The organism is Phycisphaerae bacterium, from assembly GCA_041652575.1.
GTDB lineage: Bacteria > Planctomycetota > Phycisphaerae > Sedimentisphaerales > UBA12454 > UBA12454.
In genome coordinates this window covers 107,072-130,826 of record JBAZHC010000003.1, presented here as the reverse complement: position 1 = coordinate 130,826, position 23,755 = coordinate 107,072, and the positions used below count along the sequence as shown (strand labels likewise).

17 protein-coding genes are annotated in these 23,755 nt (G+C 42.2%); 9 read left to right on the top strand and 8 right to left on the bottom strand.

What is annotated here, in order from left to right; genetic code table 11:
• Positions 1-53 precede the first annotated feature (53 nt).
• The 5 genes from WC496_03470 to WC496_03450 form a co-directional block, all read right to left on the bottom strand.
• The gene (locus tag WC496_03470) at positions 54-884 is read right to left on the bottom strand and encodes a hypothetical protein (GenBank protein MFA5292073.1); all 831 of its coding nucleotides are present in this window, start codon (positions 882-884) and stop codon (positions 54-56) included.
• Between the two features lie 84 nt (positions 885-968).
• Positions 969-1,727 (bottom strand): 2-C-methyl-D-erythritol 4-phosphate cytidylyltransferase, encoded by a 759-nt coding sequence (gene ispD / locus WC496_03465; GenBank protein ID MFA5292072.1) that lies wholly within the window; start codon positions 1,725-1,727, stop codon positions 969-971.
• A gap of 89 nt (positions 1,728-1,816) precedes the next feature.
• Positions 1,817-2,359, bottom strand: coding sequence for a cob(I)yrinic acid a,c-diamide adenosyltransferase (locus tag WC496_03460; GenBank protein ID MFA5292071.1), 543 nt, complete (start codon positions 2,357-2,359; stop codon positions 1,817-1,819).
• 47 nt (positions 2,360-2,406) lie between these two features.
• Positions 2,407-2,793, bottom strand: a complete 387-nt coding sequence (locus WC496_03455) for a hypothetical protein (GenBank protein ID MFA5292070.1) — start codon at positions 2,791-2,793, stop codon at positions 2,407-2,409.
• Positions 2,794-2,914: 121 nt separating this feature from the next.
• Positions 2,915-3,937, bottom strand: coding sequence for a sodium:calcium antiporter (locus WC496_03450; protein MFA5292069.1), 1,023 nt, complete (start codon positions 3,935-3,937; stop codon positions 2,915-2,917).
• A 258-nt stretch (positions 3,938-4,195) separates the two neighbouring features.
• Between WC496_03450 and WC496_03445 the strand changes: the two genes are divergently transcribed.
• Together WC496_03445 and WC496_03440 are read left to right on the top strand one after the other, a co-directional pair.
• The gene (locus tag WC496_03445; GenBank protein ID MFA5292068.1) at positions 4,196-4,492 is read left to right on the top strand and encodes a hypothetical protein; all 297 of its coding nucleotides are present in this window, start codon (positions 4,196-4,198) and stop codon (positions 4,490-4,492) included.
• A gap of 27 nt (positions 4,493-4,519) precedes the next feature.
• A complete protein-coding gene (locus WC496_03440; GenBank protein ID MFA5292067.1) occupies positions 4,520-5,350 on the top strand; it encodes an aminotransferase class IV in 831 nt (276 codons plus the stop codon).
• Between the two features lie 1,263 nt (positions 5,351-6,613).
• Here the strand turns inward: WC496_03440 and WC496_03435 are convergent.
• From WC496_03435 to WC496_03425, 3 genes are read right to left on the bottom strand one after another with little or no spacing between them, the layout of a single operon-like run.
• Positions 6,614-7,852, bottom strand: a complete 1,239-nt coding sequence (locus WC496_03435; protein MFA5292066.1) for a hypothetical protein — start codon at positions 7,850-7,852, stop codon at positions 6,614-6,616.
• 3 nt (positions 7,853-7,855) lie between these two features.
• Positions 7,856-8,824 carry a hypothetical protein gene (locus tag WC496_03430; protein ID MFA5292065.1) on the bottom strand — a complete coding sequence of 323 codons (969 nt, stop codon included), beginning with the start codon at positions 8,822-8,824 and terminating at the stop codon, positions 7,856-7,858.
• Between the two features lie 2 nt (positions 8,825-8,826).
• Positions 8,827-9,162 (bottom strand): hypothetical protein, encoded by a 336-nt coding sequence (locus tag WC496_03425; protein ID MFA5292064.1) that lies wholly within the window; start codon positions 9,160-9,162, stop codon positions 8,827-8,829.
• A gap of 465 nt (positions 9,163-9,627) precedes the next feature.
• Between WC496_03425 and WC496_03420 the strand changes: the two genes are divergently transcribed.
• The 7 genes from WC496_03420 (at position 9,628) to WC496_03390 (ending at position 23,700) form a co-directional block, all read left to right on the top strand.
• Positions 9,628-10,701: a hypothetical protein gene (locus WC496_03420; protein MFA5292063.1), complete on the top strand. Its 1,074-nt coding sequence runs from the start codon at positions 9,628-9,630 to the stop codon at positions 10,699-10,701.
• A 215-nt stretch (positions 10,702-10,916) separates the two neighbouring features.
• A complete protein-coding gene (nifJ, locus tag WC496_03415) occupies positions 10,917-14,525 on the top strand; it encodes a pyruvate:ferredoxin (flavodoxin) oxidoreductase (protein MFA5292062.1) in 3,609 nt (1,202 codons plus the stop codon).
• Positions 14,526-14,536: 11 nt separating this feature from the next.
• Positions 14,537-15,211, top strand: coding sequence for a hypothetical protein (locus tag WC496_03410; GenBank protein MFA5292061.1), 675 nt, complete (start codon positions 14,537-14,539; stop codon positions 15,209-15,211).
• Positions 15,212-15,604: 393 nt separating this feature from the next.
• Positions 15,605-17,224, top strand: coding sequence for a polysaccharide biosynthesis/export family protein (locus tag WC496_03405; protein MFA5292060.1), 1,620 nt, complete (start codon positions 15,605-15,607; stop codon positions 17,222-17,224).
• Between the two features lie 15 nt (positions 17,225-17,239).
• A complete protein-coding gene (locus WC496_03400) occupies positions 17,240-18,211 on the top strand; it encodes an exosortase/archaeosortase family protein (protein ID MFA5292059.1) in 972 nt (323 codons plus the stop codon).
• Entirely contained in the window at positions 18,208-18,966 is a 759-nt protein-coding gene (locus tag WC496_03395) for a hypothetical protein (protein MFA5292058.1), read from the top strand. The genes WC496_03400 and WC496_03395 overlap by 4 nt, the downstream gene beginning before the upstream one ends.
• A gap of 42 nt (positions 18,967-19,008) precedes the next feature.
• Complete coding sequence (locus WC496_03390) at positions 19,009-23,700, top strand: tetratricopeptide repeat protein (protein ID MFA5292057.1); 4,692 nt, start codon at positions 19,009-19,011, stop codon at positions 23,698-23,700.
• Positions 23,701-23,755: the final 55 nt, after the last annotated feature.

Genomic DNA, 23,755 nt, shown 5'->3' with positions numbered 1-23,755 from the left:
GGCCTGTAGTACAGTTACAGGCCTGTTGTATATATCGCTAAAACGGAAGCAGTCTATTTAATTGGTACAGAATTCGGGTCGCCTGCCAGTTCATTAATTCTCTGCGATATTGCATCGCTGGCGTTGTGATACAGTGCTTCCTTTTTAAGTGACTCTCTGTAAAGCGGCAGGGCCTGATCCCTTTCGGAAAGCTTATAGTCCAGGAGACTCGCTGCTTTGTAGCGTGCCGGATACGGTGTGAGCGAATCCCACTGGAAGGCTCTTTTGTAATAAAGAACAGCGATAGAATAATCACCGAAGTATTCATGAATTTCCCCGGCCAGATAGGCGGCATCGTCAATTTTGTCGCTGGTCGGATAATCTCTTATCAGGTCATTGCACTTGTTAAGAGCACGTTGCAGTTTCTTTTTGCTGACATACATCGTAGGATGATGAAGAGCTATATCTTCGTGTTTGACAAGCATCGGAATAGGGAAAATAAGGTCTGTGTGGTTATAAATATTTAAAGCGTCTTTGTAGAGCAAGTCGGCCTTTGGAATGGAATCTTTGGCCTGGAGTTTGTCGCCTGCCACTTCGGCCTGAAGGAGATAGCGATATCGCGGTATAGCGTCCAGCGAGCCGAGCTCTCTTGTTACCCATTCGAGCTTGAGCTGATTGCCGCTCTGTTCGTAGAAGGATTTAATTTTTTCAAGCTGCTTGTGATACGCAAGGCGTTTCTGCGCGAGTTCCTCAGCCAGAGCAATTTCAGTGGCAGCCGAAGGAGTTATCTGTTCGAAGACATCCGGGCCGGGTTTATCCACCATAAATCGCTTATCTTTCGCACCGAAAGCGACGACTGCAAACGTGAAAACAATAAAAGCTGTCGTAAATAAAGTCTTTTTCATAGTCAAATCCTTTCCAACTTCAAGTTCCTTAGTATGTTATAACATTATCAACTTCTAAGTGCTTGTCAAGCAGATTCAATTAGCCTACCATTCCGCTTCATAATACGCTCCGGCAGGACCCTGAGGTTTCGGTTTTGGTCTGGATTTTATTATCGCTTCAGCAATCACAATATCAGCCTTTGTAGTTATCTTGATATTCGACGAATCGGTTTCAACTATCGATACTTTCTGTCCCAAAGCTTCGACAAGCTGTGAATCGTCGCTGATTTTAGATTTATCCAATTTACCCAAATTTTCGTATGCCTTTTTGAGCAAATCTTTCTTAAATACCTGCGGCGTCTGGGCTTCGTAAAGACCTGTTCGGTCAACAGTTTCGATAATTTGACCGTTTTCGACTTTTTTCAGCGTCGCTACGACAGGGCAGGCAAGCATCGCAGCGCCGGTTTTTTCAGCGAGTTTAAAGACGTCATCCAGCCATTTTTCCGTCAGGCAGCACCGGACAGCATCGTGAACCGCCACGATGTCAATATCGTCTTTGACAAGGACAAGAGCTTTTGCGACAGTTTCGAATCTTTCATCTCCGCCGATGCATAATTTTACGCCGTGAAAACTTAAGTTTGCGCCGTGTGTAATTTTAAACATTTCTTCGTCTTCAGCGGGAATGGTAAGTATCATCTGCTTTACGTTATCTCTGCCGGCGAAAAATTCTACGCTTCGCAAAAACGCAGGCCTGCCGGCGACATCAGAAAATTGTTTTTTCTTTGCTTTTTCAAGATTATGTTTCTGGTCTTTAACGAATCTTTTGCTGCTTCCCGCCGCACAAATTATTACCGCAATGTTCATTTTCTCATTCCTATTTTTAATCGCAGATACGCAGATTTCACTGAAGTATTAAATAAAAAATCCTTTAATCAGTGTAATCAGCGATTATTTTAAAACTCTATTCCTTTTCGGGCTTTAACGTTTTTAGTAAATGGATGCTTTATTTCTTTCATTTCCGTTACAAGGTCTGCGAGTTTTATTAATTCCCTTGTTGCGCCGCGACCGGTAAGGATAATCTCGACGGATTTTTGTTTTGATTTAATTATATTTTTTATCAATTCCAGGCCGACCAGTTTTTTCGACAGGCAAAATACTATTTCGTCGAGGATTATAACGTCGTATTTTTTCTTTTTCGCATCGTCTGCGATTTTATCGCAAATCTGGTTAATCCTCTTTAAGGTCTTTTCGATTACCTTCTTATCACCGAGGGATTTTTTCATATTCCATTCGATATTGACAGGTACAATTTTTATCGGCAGGTTTACCTTTGCAATGGCTCTTCGTTCACCGAGTTTCAGGTCGCCGGGTTTGAGGAACTGATAAATGACGACACTTTTGCCCCAGCCTGATGCACGCAGGGCAAGACCGAGAGCGGCAGTAGTTTTACCTTTGCCGGGGCCTGTATAAATCTGGACTAATCCTTTTTCCGCCATAGCAGTATGATAAGAATACAAGGGCAAAAAGGCAAAAGTCTTTTTATTTACATAGCATAAAAACCGAGCCAGCAGAGCAGGGCGCCGAGTATTGCCGCGATGATTCCCCAGATTCTCAGGAAATTCTTCATCTCTTTAAAAGCATTGCTGAACCTGACAGATACCTGTGGCAGTATAATCAGAAACAGTCCTTTTATAAGGGCGGCCCATCCGAAAATAGTAATAATAACTGACCAGTCTTTGGTCCAGTTATTATGCAATACTACCAGAAAGCATCCTATGACCAGGGCGATAAGACCGCCCAGGTAAATAGCCGGCGGATTTTCCGTAAAGTCTCTTATCATTTTTCTGTAAAAATCGGGGTTGCTAAGTATGCCGATGCCGATTATCAGGTAGGCGATTCCCAGAATCTGAAAGATTTGAGCGTCTGTCATTTTGTTTCTCCTTAAATATTTGACATCCTTGTATTTTTATACAGACGGTTTGTGTTCTTATAATTATCTATAGATTTTTGACGATTGCAAACAGAAATTAATGACATCTTTAGAGGTTGTCTTAATTTATCCCCAGTGCGTACTGGATTGCTACATAAGCGGCATAAATAAGCAGGAAAACAGGGCCGAAAAGGCGGCTGTAATATTGCTTGCTGACGGCTGAAGCAATGGTGAAAAGGCCTAAGACCAGCACAAAAAACGGGAAATGCAGGTAATAAAAGGCCGGCGTAATTTTAAGGCCGGCAACACTAATTGAGCCACCGATAACGACAAAAATGTTTAATATATTCGCCCCGATTATGTTGCCCAGGAGTATTTCCTTGTGTCCTTTAATCAAACCCATCATACCAGTCGTAAGCTCCGGAACCGATGTCCCGAATGCGACTACCGTAGCGGCTATGACAGTTTCAGGCACGCCGAATCTGAGGCAGACCTGTGTTGCGGAAGCGATAAGGACCCGGCTGGCGATGATTACTAAAAGCAGACCTGCAAGGAAAATCAACGCGAGAATAAAAAGCGGCCTTTTGGCTTTTATGTCTTTTTCGTCAATGATGCCTGCCTCGTGATGCTGTTTGGCCCATTTCGAAGAGGCGAAAATATACCAGATGAGAACGCCAAGCAGGATAAAGCCGAACAGTCTTGAAATATAATGACTGCCGAAAAGCAGCAGAAGGTAGCATAACAAAACAAATCCCATACATGAGAAGAGTTTTACCATACCCTGTCTTTTGAATACGAACCTGTCAGCGGGTATTTTCGACAGTGTGCAGCCCAGCCCGAAGATAAGAGCGGTATTGCAGATGATTGAGCCGATACCGTTTCCGAGCGCAAAGCCGGATTTGCCGGCAAAGGCTGCCATTATTGAAACGGTTGCTTCGGGACTCGTTGTGCCTAAACTTACAATTGTTACGCCGATGATAACAATGGGAATGCCGAGCTTTTTAGCCGCCCCGGCCGCCCCCTCTACGAACCAGTCCGAGCCTTTGAACAGGGCAAGAAAACTTGCCAGCAGGGCACAGAAAATCCAGAATATACCCTTTGCGGCAAGAAATTCAAACCACTGATCAGGAAAGAAATAGGGCATCTGTCATATCTGTACGGACTTATAAGTAAAATCGAAAACTATACGTCGATTAGCCTATTATTTGTTATGCCTGATTTTCCAGCGATTATGTCTTTTCTTGCTGCCAATTTTACGCCTGCGTCTCGGTTTAGCCATTAATACACTCCATATATGGTAATTTTTATGCTTTTCTAAAAACTTCTAAACGGGTAAGATATATGATATTATAGATTTTTGCAAGTGCCGATTGGCATAAAATGTTATTTTTCAGGTGCAGTAATGATACAATGTAAAGACTGTGAGTTTTGCGAAATAGGGCCTGATAACCGCAGGGTTTTCAAATGTGACCCGTTTATTAACATCAAAGAGCCGGAATGTATCGCAAAATGGCAGCTAATCCGGCTCGATATGCTCCTTGTAACTTACCGGGGGATGCAGCATTGGCAGGAAAAGATTGCCCCGCTGCAGGACAAGATATTCAAGTATATGGAGCGGGAAATGGGGGATATCGACGAAAGCGAAAAGTGGAAGGTTGACGATGACCCGGATAAGGGCCAGGACGATAAGCTTCTTTGAAAAACTGATTTTAAAGGGATTTTTATAATGCAGCTTGCAATGGTTGGCGACAAACTCATCGAGGCGAATAAACTCGATTCGGCATATCTTGACTACGGCACATTTTTCGGCGACGGTGTCTACGAGGTTCTGCGAAGTTATGACGGCAAACTCTTCGCCATCGAAGAACATCTGGCTCGCTTCAAACGCTCGCTTGCCGAAATAGAAATCGAAGGCGTCGATATTAATGATATCCGCGATAAGGTTATAAGTACCTGGCAGAAAAGCGGCATTTCCAACGCAAAGATTTATTTCCATATTACACGAGGCGCAGGCCTCAGAGACCACGCCGCCGAAGGTCTGACTCCAAGATTCTTTCTTATGGTAACAGAGATTGAAGATACGAGCCGGCAAAAGCAAACCGGCATATCGGCAATGACCGTTCCCGATAAGAGATGGAAACGATGCGATATCAAATCGCTGAACCTTCTGCCGAATGTGCTCGCCAAACGTTTGGCTCATAAAAGAGGCTGCGATGAAGCGATATTTGTCGATGACAATGGCGGAATAACAGAAGGCTCGTCCAGCGCGTTTTTCGCAATCTTCGGCGATAAACTCCAGACATCGCCGCTGGCTGTGAATATTTTGCCTTCGATAACAAGGCAGTTTGTTCTGAAAATTTACAAAAACGCCGGCCTTGAACTTCTCGAAAAACAAACAAAAGCCGAAGAAGCCACAAATGCCGATGAGCTTTTTATCGCTGTTTCGAGCAAGGATATTGTGCCGGTGGTAAAATTTAACGAAATGCAAATTGCCGACGGCAAGCCCGGCAAATATACAAAATTGCTTATGGAAGAGTTCAAAAAGCTCGTCAAATAAAAATAGCCACAGAGAACACAGAAAACACAGAGATATTTAAAGGCGGATTACTTGTTTAGCGACGGCGTAACACTGTTTTTTATTTACCCGAAGATTTTTTACGTTCGACAAGAGGTTTTTGAAGCTTGAACCGGGGCATTTCACACTTGAAACACGGCATTTGATGCTTAATATGCGGCATATTAAGCTTACTTTGCGACATATCAAGCTTGATATACGACATATGAAGCTTGATATACGGCATATGACACTTCATCTATGACATATGAAGCTTAAGATACGGCATATGAAGCTTCATATATGACATATTAAGCTTGAGAATTGAAATATGATGCTTGATATGCAGCGTTTCATCTCTGGTTTTCGGACGGTAAAGTTTGAAAAAGGCTTTTTCAGTAGTAAAAATGAGGATTTACATTATAAGACTGAAAAATTTCAGGTAACTTGCGGCTAACGACCTATAACTTATTCCAGCCGCAAATGACAAGGTTCGAATACCGCATTAAAGCCGTTAACGCAGCAGGAGAAAGTCTGCCAAGCAATGTAATAGCAGTTGTTCTTTAGATATAGATTTTATATAATGCCTGAGATTAAATATTTCTGAGATTATGCAAGTATATCATAATATTTCGATTATGGAGAATAAGCGAAGAATAAAAGCTTTAGAGGAATTCTATAATTTATTACAAGATTATTTATCCCGAAATTTAGATGACAGAATTAATGCTGACCTTTGTAAGAAATGGCCCGAAATCTATGAATTTTTTTCGTCTAAAAATCAACCTAATTCTCCTCCTAAGCAAATTCCTCTATGATACGAGTTCAATCTTTTTGATTATCAACAAATCAGTATAGCATTAAGATGTGATATAGATACTTACAAGAAAAATGCTTTACGAGCGTGGTTCAATACATTCAATCTGGTTTGGTGGGCTCTGCAGATAATCGGATTTCTCTTGAGATCGGTTGTGAAACTTTTAAGTTTTATAATAGGCTTTGATCGTATCCAAGCCAAACAATTTTCTAAATGGACAGAATCAGATTGTGCAAAAGTTATTATTTTTTTCTCGATTTCTGCCTCAGGAATAGCAGCTTTAATTTATATTATACTTTATCTTATTAGCATAATAAACCACTCTGTTTAAAAATTTGATAAATATGCAGGCTAAAAATATTCCGTAATAATCAACTGAGTAACTTACCGGCCGCCGGAGAACTACTTCTTTTCTTACATTAGGCGTAAACAAAGCAAAACTATTAATTTTATTGCAATTTATGCAAATCTGCTCGCATTAAGTCGAATAGCTTCTCCATTTCCTCTTGCAGATGCTCATATTCTTTTTTGGCAGGTTCTATAAATTTTTGGGTTGGGTCAGGAGCTTGTAGTATTATGCACTTAGTATCACCGATCTTCATTCTTTTGGGGGAAGCTTTGACATATAAAGAAGACCAGCTTTCCAAAGCTAAAATTGTCAGATTATATTGCTTGGTAATATTCTCTGAAGCAAGAAGATGAATATTTGCATTCATTTTACTAAAATCCTGAGCAAAAGTATATTCATCAAAATCTAGAATTTGTCTAATCGTATTTTCAAACAAAGAAAATGTACTAGTATATAAATCTTTAAATTCGTCATATTTCTCTTTTTTGAGGCTAAGTCCCCTTAACTTCTCTGTCGTGTATGAATTAAGTCTCCATGCAATAATAGCTGATATTATTGCTGATACACCTGCAATTATTGCAGCAATAACTACCACATAATCTCTCATTGTATTCGACAAGGGCTTAATAGAACTCTGTAATCCTTCTATGTTTTTTTCTCCACTCAGGTACTCCTCTTGTGGAGCACGTAAAATAAATCTTGATTCTGAGTTATTTTTCATAGATTCAATAAGCTTATCTTCGGAAAAAGATTTACTAGCGAAAGCGAAATAAACAAAGACAGCTAATAATAATAGAACACCAAAAGTTGTTGCACGACATGAGGCAAGATATACTCCTACCCTAAAACAATTAGCTTGTTGATATTTTTCCATGCAATCATAATATGAATTTGCTAATTCTTGTTCAGACTTTCTGTAATCTGGTATAGGAATAGATTGAACGCCAAAATGAACCAGAATAAGAAATATTGAAATGATAGTTGGAATTAAAGAAATAAGAATAGGCCATTTAGGTTCAATTTTAGACGCAATGGCTGCATTTGCTGCAACTAGTAATGCTGTTATAGTCAGAAGCACTTTGTTTTTTTCATCGAGGACTTGACTTCTTTTAATTTCCTCCTTAAAATATGCACGAGCAGATTTGACAATTCCATTTTTTCTAAATTTAGATTCAAAGCCCTCTTTCACATGTAGTTTCCCGTCCTTGACTTCGGCATAAGTATAATCTCCTCCACCATTAAGCATAAATAGAAAAACATAGGTTGCTATATTAGCGCAAATTTTGCAGTATTTTTCAAGAGACTTAAAAATACTTGAAAGAAAATCATAAATTCTCAAAAGTTAGTTTCCTTTCAATTGTTTAATAAATACTGACGCAATGTCAGTTTTACCATATAAGTCAAGCCATGCCCATTGGCCATTGGGGTTAATTTCAAAGAAAAACCATTCTCCTGATTTTGTAACGCCAAAATCGAGGGTTGCAAATCGCAATCCATAACTCCGAATTAACGACCTTACAGATATAGACACATTATCCGGTACTTTTAAAGGTAAATATTCCACATCAGACATGTTATTCCGTCGGATATCCAAACGTTGATTGCCGTCAACTTCGACAGCTCTTATTCCTGTGGCAACAATAATTCCGTCAAGCATTGTTAAACGAACATCAACTACTTTTGGAATCATTTCTTGAAAAAGAACGGGACAAAATTCAATTCCTTCAAGAAAGGGATAATCTTCTTTTTTTAACTGACGAGTATAAATAATTGTATCTTTTTCTGGGCTTTCTCTTTCAATGTATCCACTGTTTAATGGTTTCACAATTACACTATTATTTTCAGAATGGATAAATTTCTTAGCTTCGCTGATATTGTTAGTTATAACGGTTCGAGGAATATTTAAGCCGTAGCTTTTTGAGCGACTAAGTTGTTCTATTTTATGACTTGCTTCGCTATTTCTTGCTGGATGATTGATCCAACGTTTTTCCTCAACATGAGCTAAGAATCCTTCTATCGCCTCTGACCATTCTCCCGCTGCATGTCTCTCGGAATATATATCGTCAATTTTGTAAACTTTGACGGGTTTAGGCCGACGAAGCAAAATAGTTGTTATTTGTTCCGGTTTAAGTGTGCCTTGGGGCCATTCTAGCCTACTAACTCCTGATTTATACGAAAACGTAGCTGTTTGACAATCTTTATCAGTATTAAATCGAGAGAAACGGATTTTCTCTTGCTTAAACTTTGAACAAATATAATCCGAGGTAACATCTGACGAATTTGTGAGGACTAAAATATGTTCAGCACTCATTTTTATCCTCTTGTACTAACAGGCATTAAAGCATATTTGTGACTACTTTCATCTTGTTCAGGTTCTTCTCTTGTAAATGTATGTGTTTTAGTTCCGTAGGAAACATGCGATGGGATTGCACAATATTGTTTATTTCCAGGATCTTGATCTGATTCTTCTCTTGTATTCGTTATCGTTAACGTACCTCCTGAGATGGATATATTTCGTTGTTCAGGTTCATCACGCAGTTGTCTAGTATGTGTAGTATAATTGTTACTGGAATTTAAATTCGCTTCTAATATGGGTTCTTCAAAGTGTCTCCAAAAACTTAATGATTTCGATATTTTATTACCGTCCATATTTTCCCCTTTAAATCATAAGAATGATTATATGTTATATATAAACTGGCAATGTAGTTTATAAAAGGGTATTATATCCTTAAACGCCGTCGAAAAGCAAGGGGGGAAATTAGTTTTTAATTCCGCCTTAGGCGGATAAATCTTAGTTCTTAGTTTTTAATTTAGACCATAAAATCCGCGTAACCCTTCTTCGCCTGCCCTGTGAGATGCCCGCTTCGGCTATCTCATCGGGGTGTCTTTGCTGAAGCGGAGCGAAAGTCCCAACGCATCGGGATGCCTTAGTGGCTACAAAAAAGCATTTCTTCAATTCCCCAAAAGAAACCTGCTGCGCTTATGTTACCTTTCACACAGGCCGGCCACTATTACTACAGACAAAGATAAAATTGAGGTATGCAATAAGAATGATGTTTATAAGCGTCATACTATAAAAATTAATAAGGAATACCGGGATTAAAGGGGTTTACAATGGCAAAGAAATTAATATTGATTGTGTTGGCAGGTGTTGCGTTACTGGCGGTTACAGAAAATACATTTGCGTTCGGCGGACGTTCGAGAGGCGGCCACGGCCGAGACTATCATCGCGGTTTTAGAGGAGGCGTTATAATTATTCCGCCTCGCATAAGGCCGGTAGTGATTTTCCCGCCGCGAAGAATAATAATCAGTCCGACCATCGTCTTCGGCTCTACGACTACTGTCAGGGAAACTATTGTTGATGAAACAGTTATTATTTGGGTTGCAAATGATAACGGTTCCAAAACCGAAGTCAGACTAACCAGGGCTTCCGACGGCGGATATATTGGCCCGCGAGGTGAATATTATTCGTATATGCCGACTGAAGACCAGTTAAGAACATTGTACGGCATAAAAACCGTTCAGACCAAACCGGCTAACTTTACGGTTTGGATTACCAATGATAACGGTTCGCAAACACCGATAACGCTTACTCCCTCAGGCAATGGCTTTATCGGCCCATCGAATGAATTTTATCCGGCGATGCCCACAGAAGAACAGCTTAAGGCTTTGTACGGATTGCGTACTAACACGTCTGCTGAAAATAGTGTTACTGTCTGGATAGACTATGTTGATGGTAATAAATTACCGATAGTTCTCTCCAGGCAGGGCGAAGATTATGTCGGCCCAAAAGGCGAACATTACGCAAACGTTCCCTCGAAAGAACAACTGCAGATGATTTACGGCCAGAAGCCCAAAAAAGTTGACTCCGGAAATACTGTAATCTGGATTAACAACAGCGATGGTTCCAAAACACCGATTACTTTGCAGAAAAACGGTTCGGTATACACAGGCCCGGCAGGTGAAAAATATACCAGCCTGCCAACAGAAGAACAGCTTAAGCTTCTGTATGGTACGGGAGATAACGGGGGGCAACAGGGCGAGCTGAACTTTGAAATTACAAAAAATGACGGCACCAAAACAGTAGTTGTTCTGAAAAAAGAAGGTTCGGAGTTTGTAGGTCCAAAAGGTGAACGCTATCCTGATATGCCTACGGAAGAACAGTTGAAACTGATTTACGGCAAATAAAATAAAACTTTCATTCTATAAACAGGGCCCAAGGCCGGTTATTTTAGCCGGCCTTTTTGTTTCTCCGGCAGGGGGAGGAAAAAAATAATTGCCATTTCGCCTGATAAGTATAAAATCAGGTATTCTTGACTTTCTAAGCCATTGACAGGGTAGAGAGTCTTTTCGTTTGATAAGTTATAAGTTCTGTAATTTTAAATAGTTAAATAGGAGTAGTTATGAGTTCTAAAAAGGTAATGATTGATGGCAATACCGCAGCGGCTCACGTCGGTCACGCGACAAATGAAGTAATCGCGATTTATCCGATTACGCCAAGCTCGAATATGGGCGAAATCTCCGATGCAAAATCGGCGGCGGGCGAAAAGAATATCTGGGGCACAATTCCGAGTGTTACTGAAATGCAGTCCGAAGGCGGGGCAAGCGGCGCAGTTCACGGCGCTTTGGCGGCAGGGGCTTTAACAACGACATTTACCGCATCGCAGGGACTTCTGCTGATGATTCCAAATATGTATAAAATCGCAGGCGAACTTACGCCGACTACTTTTCAGGTCTCGGCAAGGTCGCTTGCCTGTCAGGCATTGTCTATTTTCGGCGACCATTCCGACGTTATGGCCTGTCGGCAGACTGGTTTCGCAATGCTTTGCTCGAACAATGTACAGGAAGTAATGGATTTCGCGCTGATTGCTCAGCAGTCGACTTTGAAATCCCGCATACCTTTCCTGCATTTCTTCGACGGGTTCAGAACAAGTCATGAAATACAAAAAGTTGACGAGATAAGTTTCGACCAGATGCGTGCGATGATTGACGATGAGCTTGTACGGGCGCACAAACAAAGAGCGTTGAGTCCCGACCGTCCGCAGATTTCCGGCACAAGCCAGAATCCTGACGTTTATTTCCAGGGACGCGAAACAGTCAATAAATATCATCAGGCTGTTCCGCAAATTGTCGAAGAAACGATGCGGAAGTTCGAAAAAATAGTCGGCAGAAAATATAACCTCTTCGATTATGTCGGCGCGCCTGATGCCGAGAAAATAATTATAATTATGGGTTCGGGAGCCGAAACGGTTCACGAAACGGTCGAATATCTTGTCTCCAAAGGCCAGAAAGTCGGCGTTTTAAAGATAAGACTCTTCAGGCCTTTCAGCAATAGGCATTTCATGGCTGCGATTCCAAAGACAGTCAAAAAAATAGCGATTCTGGACAGAACAAAAGAGCCGGGCTCACTCGGCGAGCCTATATATCTTGATGTACGAACAGGAATCGGCGAAGCGATGGCTGATAAATACGCTCCGTTTACCGATTATCCGCTGGTCCTCGGCGGCAGATACGGACTTGGCTCAAAGGAATTTACTCCTGCGATGGCAAAGGCAGTATTTGACAACCTCGACGCGAAAGAACCGAAGAATCACTTTACAGTCGGAATTAATGACGACGTAACAAACAGCAGCCTTAGTGTCGATGATTCGTTCATTGTGCCGATGGAAGGTCTTTATACCGCGATGTTCTTCGGTCTCGGCTCTGACGGTACGGTTGGCGCAAATAAGAATTCAATCAAAATCATCGGCGACCTGACCGACAATTACGCACAGGGTTATTTCGTATATGATTCGAAAAAAGCGGGAGCGAAAACTGTTTCGCATCTGCGGTTCGGCAAAAATATTATTCGCAGGCCTTACCTGATTCGTCAGGCCGATTTTGTCGCCTGCCATAATCCGAGCTTCGTGGAAAAATACGATATGCTCGCAAATATCAAATCGGGCGGAACATTCCTGATGACGAGTATGCACGGCAAAGATGAAATTTGGGACACTCTGCCGCAGGAACTTCAGAAGCAGATTGTAGATAAGAAACTCAAGTTCTATTGCATCGACGCGATTTCAATCGCACAAAAACTCGGACTCGGCGCCAGAATCAACGTCATTATGCAGACCGCGTTTTTCAAAATCAGCAATATCATTCCGATTGAAAAAACGGTGGACTACATAAAGAAAGCTATTCAAAAGAGTTATGGCAAAAAAGGCCAAAAAGTTGTCGATATGAACAATGCCGCTGTCGATGCGGCTTTGTCGGAAGTTTACGAAGTGAAAGTACCTGCTTCTGTTACGAGCAAAACGGTTATGCCGCCTGCTGTGCCGACTAATGCACCGAAGTTTGTAAAAGAAGTTGTCGGCGAAATTATTGCTGACAGAGGCGATGCGATACCGGTAAGCAAAATGCCGGCAGACGGTAAGTTCCCGTCAGCGACAACTCAATACGAAAAACGAAATATCGCTGTCGATATTCCTGTCTGGGAGCCTGATGTTTGTATCCAGTGCGGCCAGTGTTCGCTTGTATGTCCGCACGCTACGATAAGAGTAAAGAATTATGATAAAAAATATCTCGATAAAGCACCGAAAACTTTCAAGTCCGCAGATTCGAAAGGCAAAGAATTTGTGGGTATGAAATGGACAGTGCAAATCGCACCTGAAGATTGTACCGGCTGCGGAAACTGCGTGATGGTATGCCCGGCGCAGCAAAAAGACGCAGAGAAAAAGCCTACAGGCAAAAAGGCAATCAATATGTCTCTGCAGGAGCCGCTGCGAATTGCCGAGCGTGAAAATTATGAGTATTTCCTCTCGATTCCGAATACCGACCCTGCTCTTTACAATCTTAGTACGGTAAAAGGCAGCCAGCTTGCTCAACCGCTGTTCGAATATTCAGGCGCCTGTGCCGGTTGCGGCGAGACGCCTTATGTGAAACTGCTCACTCAGCTTTTCGGCGACAGGGCACTGATTGGCAATGCCACAGGCTGCTCGTCGATTTACGGCGGAAACCTTCCTACGACGCCTTATTCCGTCAGACCGGACGGCAAAGGCCCGGCATGGAGCAATAGCTTGTTCGAAGATAACGCTGAGTTTGCAATGGGTATGAGACTGACTGTCGATAAGTTCAGAGAATTTGCGGTCGAACTGGTTGGCAGAGTGGCGGAAAAAGGCTGTATTGAAAAGGCCTTTGCCGAAGAACTTAGCCAGGCTGCGATTGCAGGCGACCCGTCACAGGTCGAAATTGAAAAACAGCGGGTCAGAGTTACGAAATTGAAAGACCTCTGCACAAAGAGTAAATGTGCCGAGTGCAGTCAGCTTCTGAGCGTGGCAGATTATCTTGTTCGCAAGAGCGTCTGGGCGGTCGGCGGCGACGGCTGGGCTTACGATATCGGCTACGGCGGACTCGACCATGTTCTTGCAAGCGGTAAGGATGTAAATATTCTTGTGCTCGATACGGAAGTTTATTCCAATACCGGCGGACAGATGTCGAAATCGACGCCGAGAGCGGCAGTCGCTCAGTTCGCGGCAGGCGGAAAGCCGGTAGCGAAAAAAGACCTCGCGATGCTCGCGATGACTTATGGAAGTATTTATGTCGCAAGGATAGCTCTGGGCGCAAGTCCGGTTCAGACGGTAAAGGCGTTTGTCGAGGCTGAAAATTATAAAGGACCGTCGCTGATTATCGCTTACTCGCACTGCATAGCGCACGGCTTTAATCTGCTTCAGGGATATGAACACCAGAAACAGGCTGTCGCAAGCGGTTATTGGCCGTTATACAGGTATAACCCTGCTTTAAAGGCAGAAGGCAAAAACCCGCTACAGCTCGATTCCAAGGCTCCGACTGTCAATTTTGCAGACTACGCATACAGCGAAAACAGGTATCGTACACTGAAGGATTCAAAGCCCGAGATAGCTGCGGAACTTATGAAACAGGCAACTGCCGATGTCGCTGAAAGATTCAATCTTGTTCAGCAGCTTGCTAATCTCCAATGCGGCCAGTGTCAAAAAACTGAATCGAAAGAATAAAGGCTGAGTATATGAAAAAATTAATTTCTGTTTTTGCAGCAGCGATACTGCTTTGCAGTTTAACAAGCTGCCAACAGCAGCAGAAGAAAAATGCCGGAGACATCAGCACTCCGGCCGACCTGAAGTTGTCATGTGTCGCGGAATTCATACGCAGTGATGGCAGCAGGTATTTGACCGAGCAAAAACATGAAATTTCTTCCAATCCCAAAGCGATAATACTGACGGCAGATGAGCCTTTCGGCGAAGTTGTCTGGTCAGTACAAAACGGTCAATATGCCGTGCAGAAAAGTGCGGCCGGCATGGTTTACGATAAGGAGCTTTACAGTCTTATGACAGATAAAGCTATCGCCGCGGGGCTGCTTGAACTTTATCTTGCCGGCTTAACCGCAAATCCGGCAGCTCAAACAGGAAAAGAATTATTAACCTTTGAAGGTAAAGCTTACGAACTTTCCGCTAAAACCGGTTCCATGGTAAATATTTATCGCAATCAGGCTACCGGCAAAATTGACCTCGTAACATCCGGCGATAAAGCCGACAAGCTTTACCTTTTTCATGGTTTTAATTATCGGAAAATGAAAAAAATAGATGGCCAGTATGGTTTCTATCCTTCAAGGCTCGACATTTACCTCTATCATGCCGATTCCGACAAAGAACTTATCGCACAGATAAGCTGTTCCTTAAGGTAGAAACTTCCGATAATACAGCACAAATCTCTGTCGAAATGGGGAATTCATTGAACAATCTCAACTGGCGGAGAGTATAAGTAGCATATTTCGCGGCCTGATTCAAACCGCTATATGGCATTCTTGCATAGAAGATTATGCCATAACAAGTTATGGCTTTCAGGGAGGACGGCTTTTTAATTTCAGCCTGACTATATCTATTTTTTCAGTCTGCCGCAATTAACTGCCGATAATAACATTAAGATTATATCACGTAATTTTTTGTGCGATGAGATGTTATAGACGGCATATACGTTAAGTATGGCGTTTTTTTGGCCGATAAAAAAGGCAGTTGTTAACAGGTTTTATTGTTAATTTCCTGTGCAGATTGATTAGTGCAATAAGGGACAACAAAGTATGAAAAAAACGGACGCAATACGACTGTTGATAACCAGCCTGATTGTGGTTGGCGTACTGTCCGGCTGCAGTAAAGACCATCTTGATCCTTCTCAAATCGGTCGATTTAGACCTATCCCCACCGTCAATGTAATACTCGATACACTTGGCGTCTCAGAAGAGAGCGCATCAGCATACGAAGGAGCAGAAGACCCTCGTCCCGTGGATGTTATAGCTTATGAAAAGAATTATGCGTTCAGTTCCGGTGATGTGATGAGGATATCCATTTTTGAACTGCTCCAGGAAGGAACGGCTTACGTTGATAATTTTATTGTCAATGAGAGCGGAAATATCTCTATTCCTGAAATCGGACAGATTCGGGTAACAGGCCTGACTGAGATACAATTGGAAGATGAGATAAAAAATTCTCTTTCACCCGGTATTCTCAAGAATCCTTCCGTTACTGTTTCGCTTGTCAGTTCCCAGAGCAGAGTATTTACCATTCTCGGTGACGGTGTGGCAAACCCAAACCGATATATCATACCTCGTTATGATTTTCGCCTGCTCGATGCGATTGCGGTAGCCGGTTCTGCAAGTCAATTTAACGTCAGCTACGTCTATGTATCAAGACGTTTGACGGGACAGGAACAACTCAGCGGTGTTTCCCCTGAAGCAGGTAATAATGCAAATCAATCCATGCCAAAGGCGAAAGAAGTTCAATTGCCGGATGAGGTCAATGATGAACAGATGCTCGAAATTATCGAGCCTGCAGTTCTTTCCGGCCAGTTTGTGATAACCTCGGCGGAAATGGCAACAGAAGAAGAGCTTGAAGAACTCGCTGCACCGGAGGGAATGGCAAAAGAGAAACCCGACCAGCAACAAACTTCCGAACTGCCGGTCAGCGATGTGATGCCTCAAAGACAAGAGAATGATAATAGAATTGAATGGGTATTTAAGGACGGCAGGTGGATACCGGTTCGAGTTGGAGCAGGACAAGAGAAACCGGCTCCGCAGGGTATAGAGGAAAAAGCTCCGGTCCGGGATGAACAGGTTCCAACGCAGCCTCCTTCTGCCGAACAGACTCTGCCGCAAAATTACGGATGGGAAGATATCCAAAGTGCAGGCACTCAGAGCAGGGTTATAAAAATACCCAAAGATAAGCTTTTCGGCGGAGACCCGAGATATAATATTATAATAAAACCCGGCGATACAATAACCGTTCAACTCGATGTCGTGGGCGAATTTTATGTTCTTGGAAATGTCAATAATCAGGGTATAATAAATCTTACGGGCAGACCTATGACCCTAAAAATGGCGATAGCGGCAGCAGGCGGCCTTGGCCCGCTCGCATGGCCTAAGAAATGTGAAGTTATCCGCAGAATAGGAGAAAAAAAGGAAGAAATAGTAATGGTTGACCTTGAAAAGATAGCCAACGGCTCCCAACCCGATTTCTTTATAAAGCCTAACGATGTTATAAACGTCGGAACACATGGCGTATCCAGATATTTAGCTGTTCTTCGTAACGCATTCAGGGCGACATATGGTTTCGGGTTCATCTATGACCGCAACTTTGCGGACTTGACCGCTGGTACCAATAAACCAAGGATGATTACTTCTCCAGTGGACTGGTTCGGCTTTTAAAAGAAAATTTTCCCAATGCAGGAACTTAGACAAAATAATTGCATAGAGGCTCAAAACTTATCGGAGCAAGAGGTAAGCTGGTCGGGTCTCGGGGTACATACATATATAAAAGTGACAATTCTGATTGCGGCGTTTTATATCGCCTTTCATACCGAGATTTATTCCATAGTATATCGCTGGATAAATGACAGCAGCTGGTCGCACGGTTTTATAATACCTCTGTTCAGCCTGTATTTACTTAATCAGAAGAAAAAGGATATACTGACGCTCAAGCTGCGTCCAAACTACTTCGGCCTTTTATTCCTTATTTGCAGTCTCGTGTTTTATATATTAGTTATGTTTGTTTACCAATTCGGATATTTCAAATCGCTTGTAATTATACCGGTAATCGGCTCGATTGTGCTGCTTGTCGGCGGATGGAAGTTGATAAAATATACATGGCTGCCGATAATCTATCTTATCTTTGCCCTTCCTCTGCCTGCCAGAGTTTATAACGACCTTACAATTCCGATGCGAGCTCATGATGCTCAAATAGCCGCTTTTCTTTTGAATATGGTCAAGGGACTTGAAGCAAATGCAAGCGGCGTGGTTATAGATATCGTTTACAAAGGTGTAAGACTTGAACCCGGCCTGGATGTGGCTGAAGCCTGCAGTGGTATGAGACTTCTGATGGCTTTTCTGGCCCTTGGCGTTGCGATGGCATACCTGCATTACAGACCGATATGGCAGAGGCTTGTTCTTTTGGCAAGTACAGTGCCAATAGCTCTTTTTTGCAATATTGTCAGAGTGGTAACTACCGCTTTTATTTATGTACTATGGGACCCGATGTACGCCCAGGGTATATATCATGACATGCTCGGACTGGCGATGCTGCCGCTGGCATTCGGGTTGTATGGGGGTCTGGCGTGGTTTATGTCTAATCTTGTTACAGAAGAAACAGTTCATGAGGAAGTTATCATTCGCAGGAAGGATTCATCGGGACAATGAAATCTTTCATAAAAAGTTATCTTCAGCCATCTTTCATTTTAAGTGTTGCCTGTCTTTTAATTACAGCCGGGTTTATCAGATGTTACAGAAGTTATCATGGAATTACACCGATTAAAAAACCACTGCCGTTGAAAATGCCGTTTGACCAGCTTGACGAAAAACTTCTCGAACCTTATAAAGTTCTTGAAAAATCAAAAATTGAAAATAAAGATGTCCTTGAGTCGCTGGGCACGGAAGATTATCTGCAGTGGATTATAGAGGATACGACAGTTGATGTTATGAACCCGGTAAGGAACTGTTCTGTGTTTGTAACATATTATACCGGCAATCCTGACCAGGTGCCGCATGTGCCGGAGGCCTGTTATGTAGGCGGTGGGAATCAGGTAGAGAGCAGCTCTTCGATAAATATCGATATAGGAGATACCAACATAGCGGGAATTGCCAGCGGCGAGAAGATTCCGGCTACAATTCTGCTTTTTACGAGAAAAACCACAGAAATCTGGCAGGCAACGTCGAAGTTTCCGGTTATTTACTTCTTCAGAGTCAACGGCAAATACAAAGGTAATCGAACGACAGTTAGAATCGCCCTGGGCGACTTGACGAGTGAATATTCATATTTTTCGAAAATAGAATTGAAGTTTTTTAATTCCAGAGGCATATATCCTGATAATCAGCAATCAATTGAAGCTGCCGGGAGATTGCTTAAAGTTCTGCTGCCTGTTCTGGAGAAGAATAACTGGCCTGACTGGAAATAGGCCAATTAATGATAAACTTATTTTTATAGAAGGATTGTGAAAATGGCTAAGAGATTAAATAAGAAAGTTGCAATTATCGGTTCACTTTTTCTCGCTTTGCTGATATTAGCGGCAATTGTTGTGGTTCTTAACCTTAGCAGAGACCCGCAGAAGTATATAAAAGATGCCCAGGCCGCTCTTGCTCTTGAAGAGCCTGATTACAAAATCGCAGAAAAGGCCTACGGACGTGCATTTGCTTATAGCAAGAAGACAGAACTCAAAATTGATATTATGTTCAAACTTGCGGATATGTATCTTGATATGAATGAATGGCCCAAGGCTGCGGGATGTTGGAATAAGATAATCAACTTTGACACGAAGAACCTAAAGGCCCGTCTTGCAATGCTCGACTATAGTTATCAGCTCGCCAACTCCGGCAACTGGCCGGCATGGAAGGAAGTTGAATCAAATGTCTCAGAACTGATAGAAAAACAGCTTGATACGTCACCGCGAATGTATCGGATGAAAGGACAGGCACTTCTTGAACTTGTAAGACGCGGCCAGATGACCGATAAAGAAAAAAGTATCAATGATACAATTGAAATACTTCAAAAGGCAATTCAGACCGAGCCGAACAACGCTGATGTGTATCAATATATGGCAGATGCGATAATACAAAAGGGAGAAATTCTTGCTGCCAGAGGCATCCTGAACTCAGTTGAAAATGCACGTCAGGAGGCAGATAAAGTGCTGCTCAAAGGTATTGAAGCTCTCCCCAATGAGCCAAAGGTTTATATAAATCTTTACAGCAATAAACTTATCGAGGCGAAAGAAGACCCGAACAAAATCAAGGAAGTTGAATCTAAAATTATTCAGCTTACGCAGAAATTCTCTGATAGCCCTTTGCCTTATTTTGCACTTTCACAGTTATACCAGAGAGATCCCAGGGACATAGATAAGGCAATCGTATCGGTCGAGAAATCCAGACAGTTAGACAAACAAAATGTATCTTATGCACTTACCGTTGCAAGTTTATATTACAGAAAATATTTGGCAGATAAAGATCTGCAGAATTTCCAGAATGCTATTGACATTGCCACAGAAGCGTTAGGCTATCCGGACAGTCTTGATGTGCCGGGACCAAAGGCAAGAACCAGCTTTATAAACAGGTATTCCCTGCATACTTTTTTAGCTAACTGCTATTTGGAAAGAACGTCAGTACCTCTCGAAGGACAGACGGAAACTTCAAACTGGCTGGAACTCGCCGAGAAAGAGGTACACCAGATTAATCAGCTTCTTGGAAGTGCGGAAAATCCTTATTCAGTAATGTGGCGGGGCAGAATCCTTCTTGCAAAAGGGCAGAAAAATGAGGCGATTAAACAGATGTATTCCGCGTATCAGTCGCTCACTGTTTCCAGTCAGACACAAAGCGATCCGCAGCTTGGCCTTCTTGCCTATGAGCTTGCAAAAGCCCTTCAGAATACGCCTGAAACCGGTATTGTTGGGCAATTTTATTTGACCGCTTTCGCAAATCGTATGTATTATAACAAACCGGAAATGCTTCTGGATTTTGCTTCTTCGCTGATACGTATACAGGACTGGGAACGTGCGATCCAGTTAATAGACATGTTTGATAAAAATTTTACAGAAAATAACGAAAGTAAAAATCTTCGAATAAGCGCTTACATAGGCGCTAAAATGTATGATAAAGCCAAGGAATCGCTCGATAAGCTTTCTGAAGACGACCCCAATGTCCTGAGACTTAAAAATCTGCTTTTGAATGCCAGAGCCAACGTAGCCGAATGGGAGCTTATACAGAATCAGCCTGCTGAAGGTCAGCAATTACAGCAAAATGAACAATATCAGCAGATTAAAACTCAATATGAACAAATAAGAAAAGAGAGCAGCAGGGTCAGGGATAAACTTGTTGCCATCGGAGCTGCAAAGGTTACAGATGCCGAATTTGCTGATTTGTGTAAGAGGTATATAGCTGATAAGGAATATGAAAAAGCAGCCGCTTTTGTTGATAATTATCAGGTGTCCTATCCAAACAGCATAAATGCAGGTTTATATAAACTTATGCTTAAGGAACCTTCACCTGTCAATATTCCGCCCGAGCGTAACGAGCAGATTATATTACAGACTCTTGAGGCGATTAAGGACTCGGTTCAAAGTATGCTGGCTCTTGGGCAGTTCTATCAGGTACAAGGCAAAAATGAACAGGCTGTTGAATATTATCAGAAAGCCCTGCAGATTGCTCCGGACAATTCCACGGCATTAACAAATCTTTTTAGCGTTATGCTTAGCCAGCAGGATTTTAGTCAGGCACAGAAACTTGTCGAAATCGCACGTAAAAACAATACTGATTTATGTGGTGGAGAATTTTTTAAGGCACGGCTGGCTTTTGCCAGTAAAGAATATCAAACTGCTATTGAAAGAATTAATGATTGCCTTGAAAAGAGACCGATTTTTTCAGAGGCATATCTTTTGCGAAGTCAGGCATATTCGGCGATTGAAAAAGAGAATGATGCGATTGAGGATGCGAAGAAGGCCTATAGTCTGAATCCTCTCGATGGCAATGTTACTCGAAATCTGGCATATATGCTCTATAGCCGTAGTGAGAAGCTGGGAGCCTCCGCAACTATCGAACAGATATCAGAGACTCGTAGTGCACTGGAACTTGCAATACGCGCAAATCCCTCGGATTTTAACCTGAGAAGCTTTTACTCTCAATTTATAAGCCAAACCGAGCCGGATAGGGCGATAGCCATTTCTCAGCAGATACAAAAAGTGCGGCCGACCATGGAGAATTCACTTCGATTGGGAGCTCTGGCTATGCGGGTTGCTCAGCAGAACAAGGCTCAGAAAGATGTTTATTTTGCTATTGCAGAAAATGCGTATAAAACAGCTTATGAACTTGCACCGGATAACATAAGTGTGCTTGAAGGCTACTCTGAATACTTCAGGATCAATGGCAAACCAGATGAAGCTGAAAAGCTTCTTGCGAGCAATGATAATTTGTTATGGCGTTTTTATGTCCGTAACGGAAAGATGGATGATGCACAAAAGGTTCTCACTAAATTATATGAGACAAACCCTCAGGATGTTAATACTCTGAGAGGTTTGCTTCTTGTCTCCCGCGGTAAAAATGACCAGGCAGGCATTTTAAAATATTCCGCGGATTTGCTGAAAGTCAATGAATCTCTTGATAACGAGATTATCCAGGTCGAATCATACCTCGAAGCAGGTCTGGCGGATGAAGCGAAAACCCAACTTGAAAGTTTGCGTGAAAAATATCCCGATGAACCCAGGCTAATATTTTTACAGGCATGGCAGATTGCACGACAGGGCAAGATGGAAGATGCTCTTAAACTTGTCAATAGAAATCTCGAACTTGACAGGAATAACCCGCGAGTCTGGAGACTTCGAGGGCAAATTAATCTTGCTATGAATAAATATAATGAAGCAATTGAAGACCTGCAAAAAAGCAAATTGTTGTCGGATAACGCAGAAATACGAATTGACCTTGCACGTGCCTATGCACGAACAAACAGAGATGAACTGGCAATTGCCGAACTCAAACTTGCTGTTGATGAGCAGGGGTCTATTATCGCCAGAAACATGCTTGAGGAAATGTATCTCAAAACCGGTAATATCGAACGACTTCAAAAATTTTACAGTGAAGCGATTGGGAAATTCCCAAATAGTGTTTATTGGTACAACCGTGCCGGAGAGTTTGCCCTAAACGTTAAAAGTTTTGATGAAGCCTATAAACTTTTCGATATTGCTTTTCAGAACAGTTTGAAAATCAACAGCGAAGAGCCTGATTTAAGTGCATTTGACGGGAAGATGAGGTCGATGCTCTTGAGTAAAAAATATGACCAGCTTCTGGCAGAGGCTACAAAGCATCTTGACGGTGTATTTGCTCCTATTGCTTATGAGAGAATGGCAGAGGCAAAAGCTTATACGGGCGACAAGGAGACTGCTATACAATATTTCAGAAGAGCTCTTGAAAAGGCAGGAACAAATGAAAACTACATTGTCGAAATTCTCAGAATTATGAATAATGTTGTCGGATTTGATGAGACTATTAAATGGTGCAATGAAAAACTACAAAGCCAGCCTGATTCGCTCGCAGTAAATCTTGCACTGTTTAATCTCTACAATATGAACCAGCAGTACAACAAGGCGATTGAATATGTTGACAACTGCATCAGAATTGCGGTTGATAACGAGCGTATTAGGCAAATGTGTCAGACAAGTAAGGCTGGGATTTTGTTGGCAGCATTCAACAAGACGTCCGATAAAGAATATCTGAAAAAGGCTATAGAGGAGTATGAAAGTATACTACAAGAACAGCCGACAAATATAACAGTTATGAACAACCTTGCGTATATATATGCTGAATACAATATTGACCTTGATAAAGCAGTTGAATATGGCGAAAAGGCCTACAAGGCTGTGCCTAATAATGAGGGCGTACTTGATACTTATGGGTATGTACTCCTGAAAAAGAATAGGGCAGCAGAAGCTGACGAGTTTCTGCAAAGGTCTCTGCAGCAATATGAACTAAAGAAGATGAACGCTCCCGTAGAAGTATATGAACATATTGCTATGGTGAAAGAAAAGCTCGGACGAAATAATGAGGCACTGGATGCGTATAAGCGTGCGATAGAAGTCGCAGGTAAAAATGTTTCACAAGATGACAAAGACAGAATATCCGCTGCGATTGAAAGGCTTTCTTCCAAGAAGTAGAAACGATTGGGAAGAGCATAAATGTTCCGTTATGGGACCTTTAGTATGAACAGGT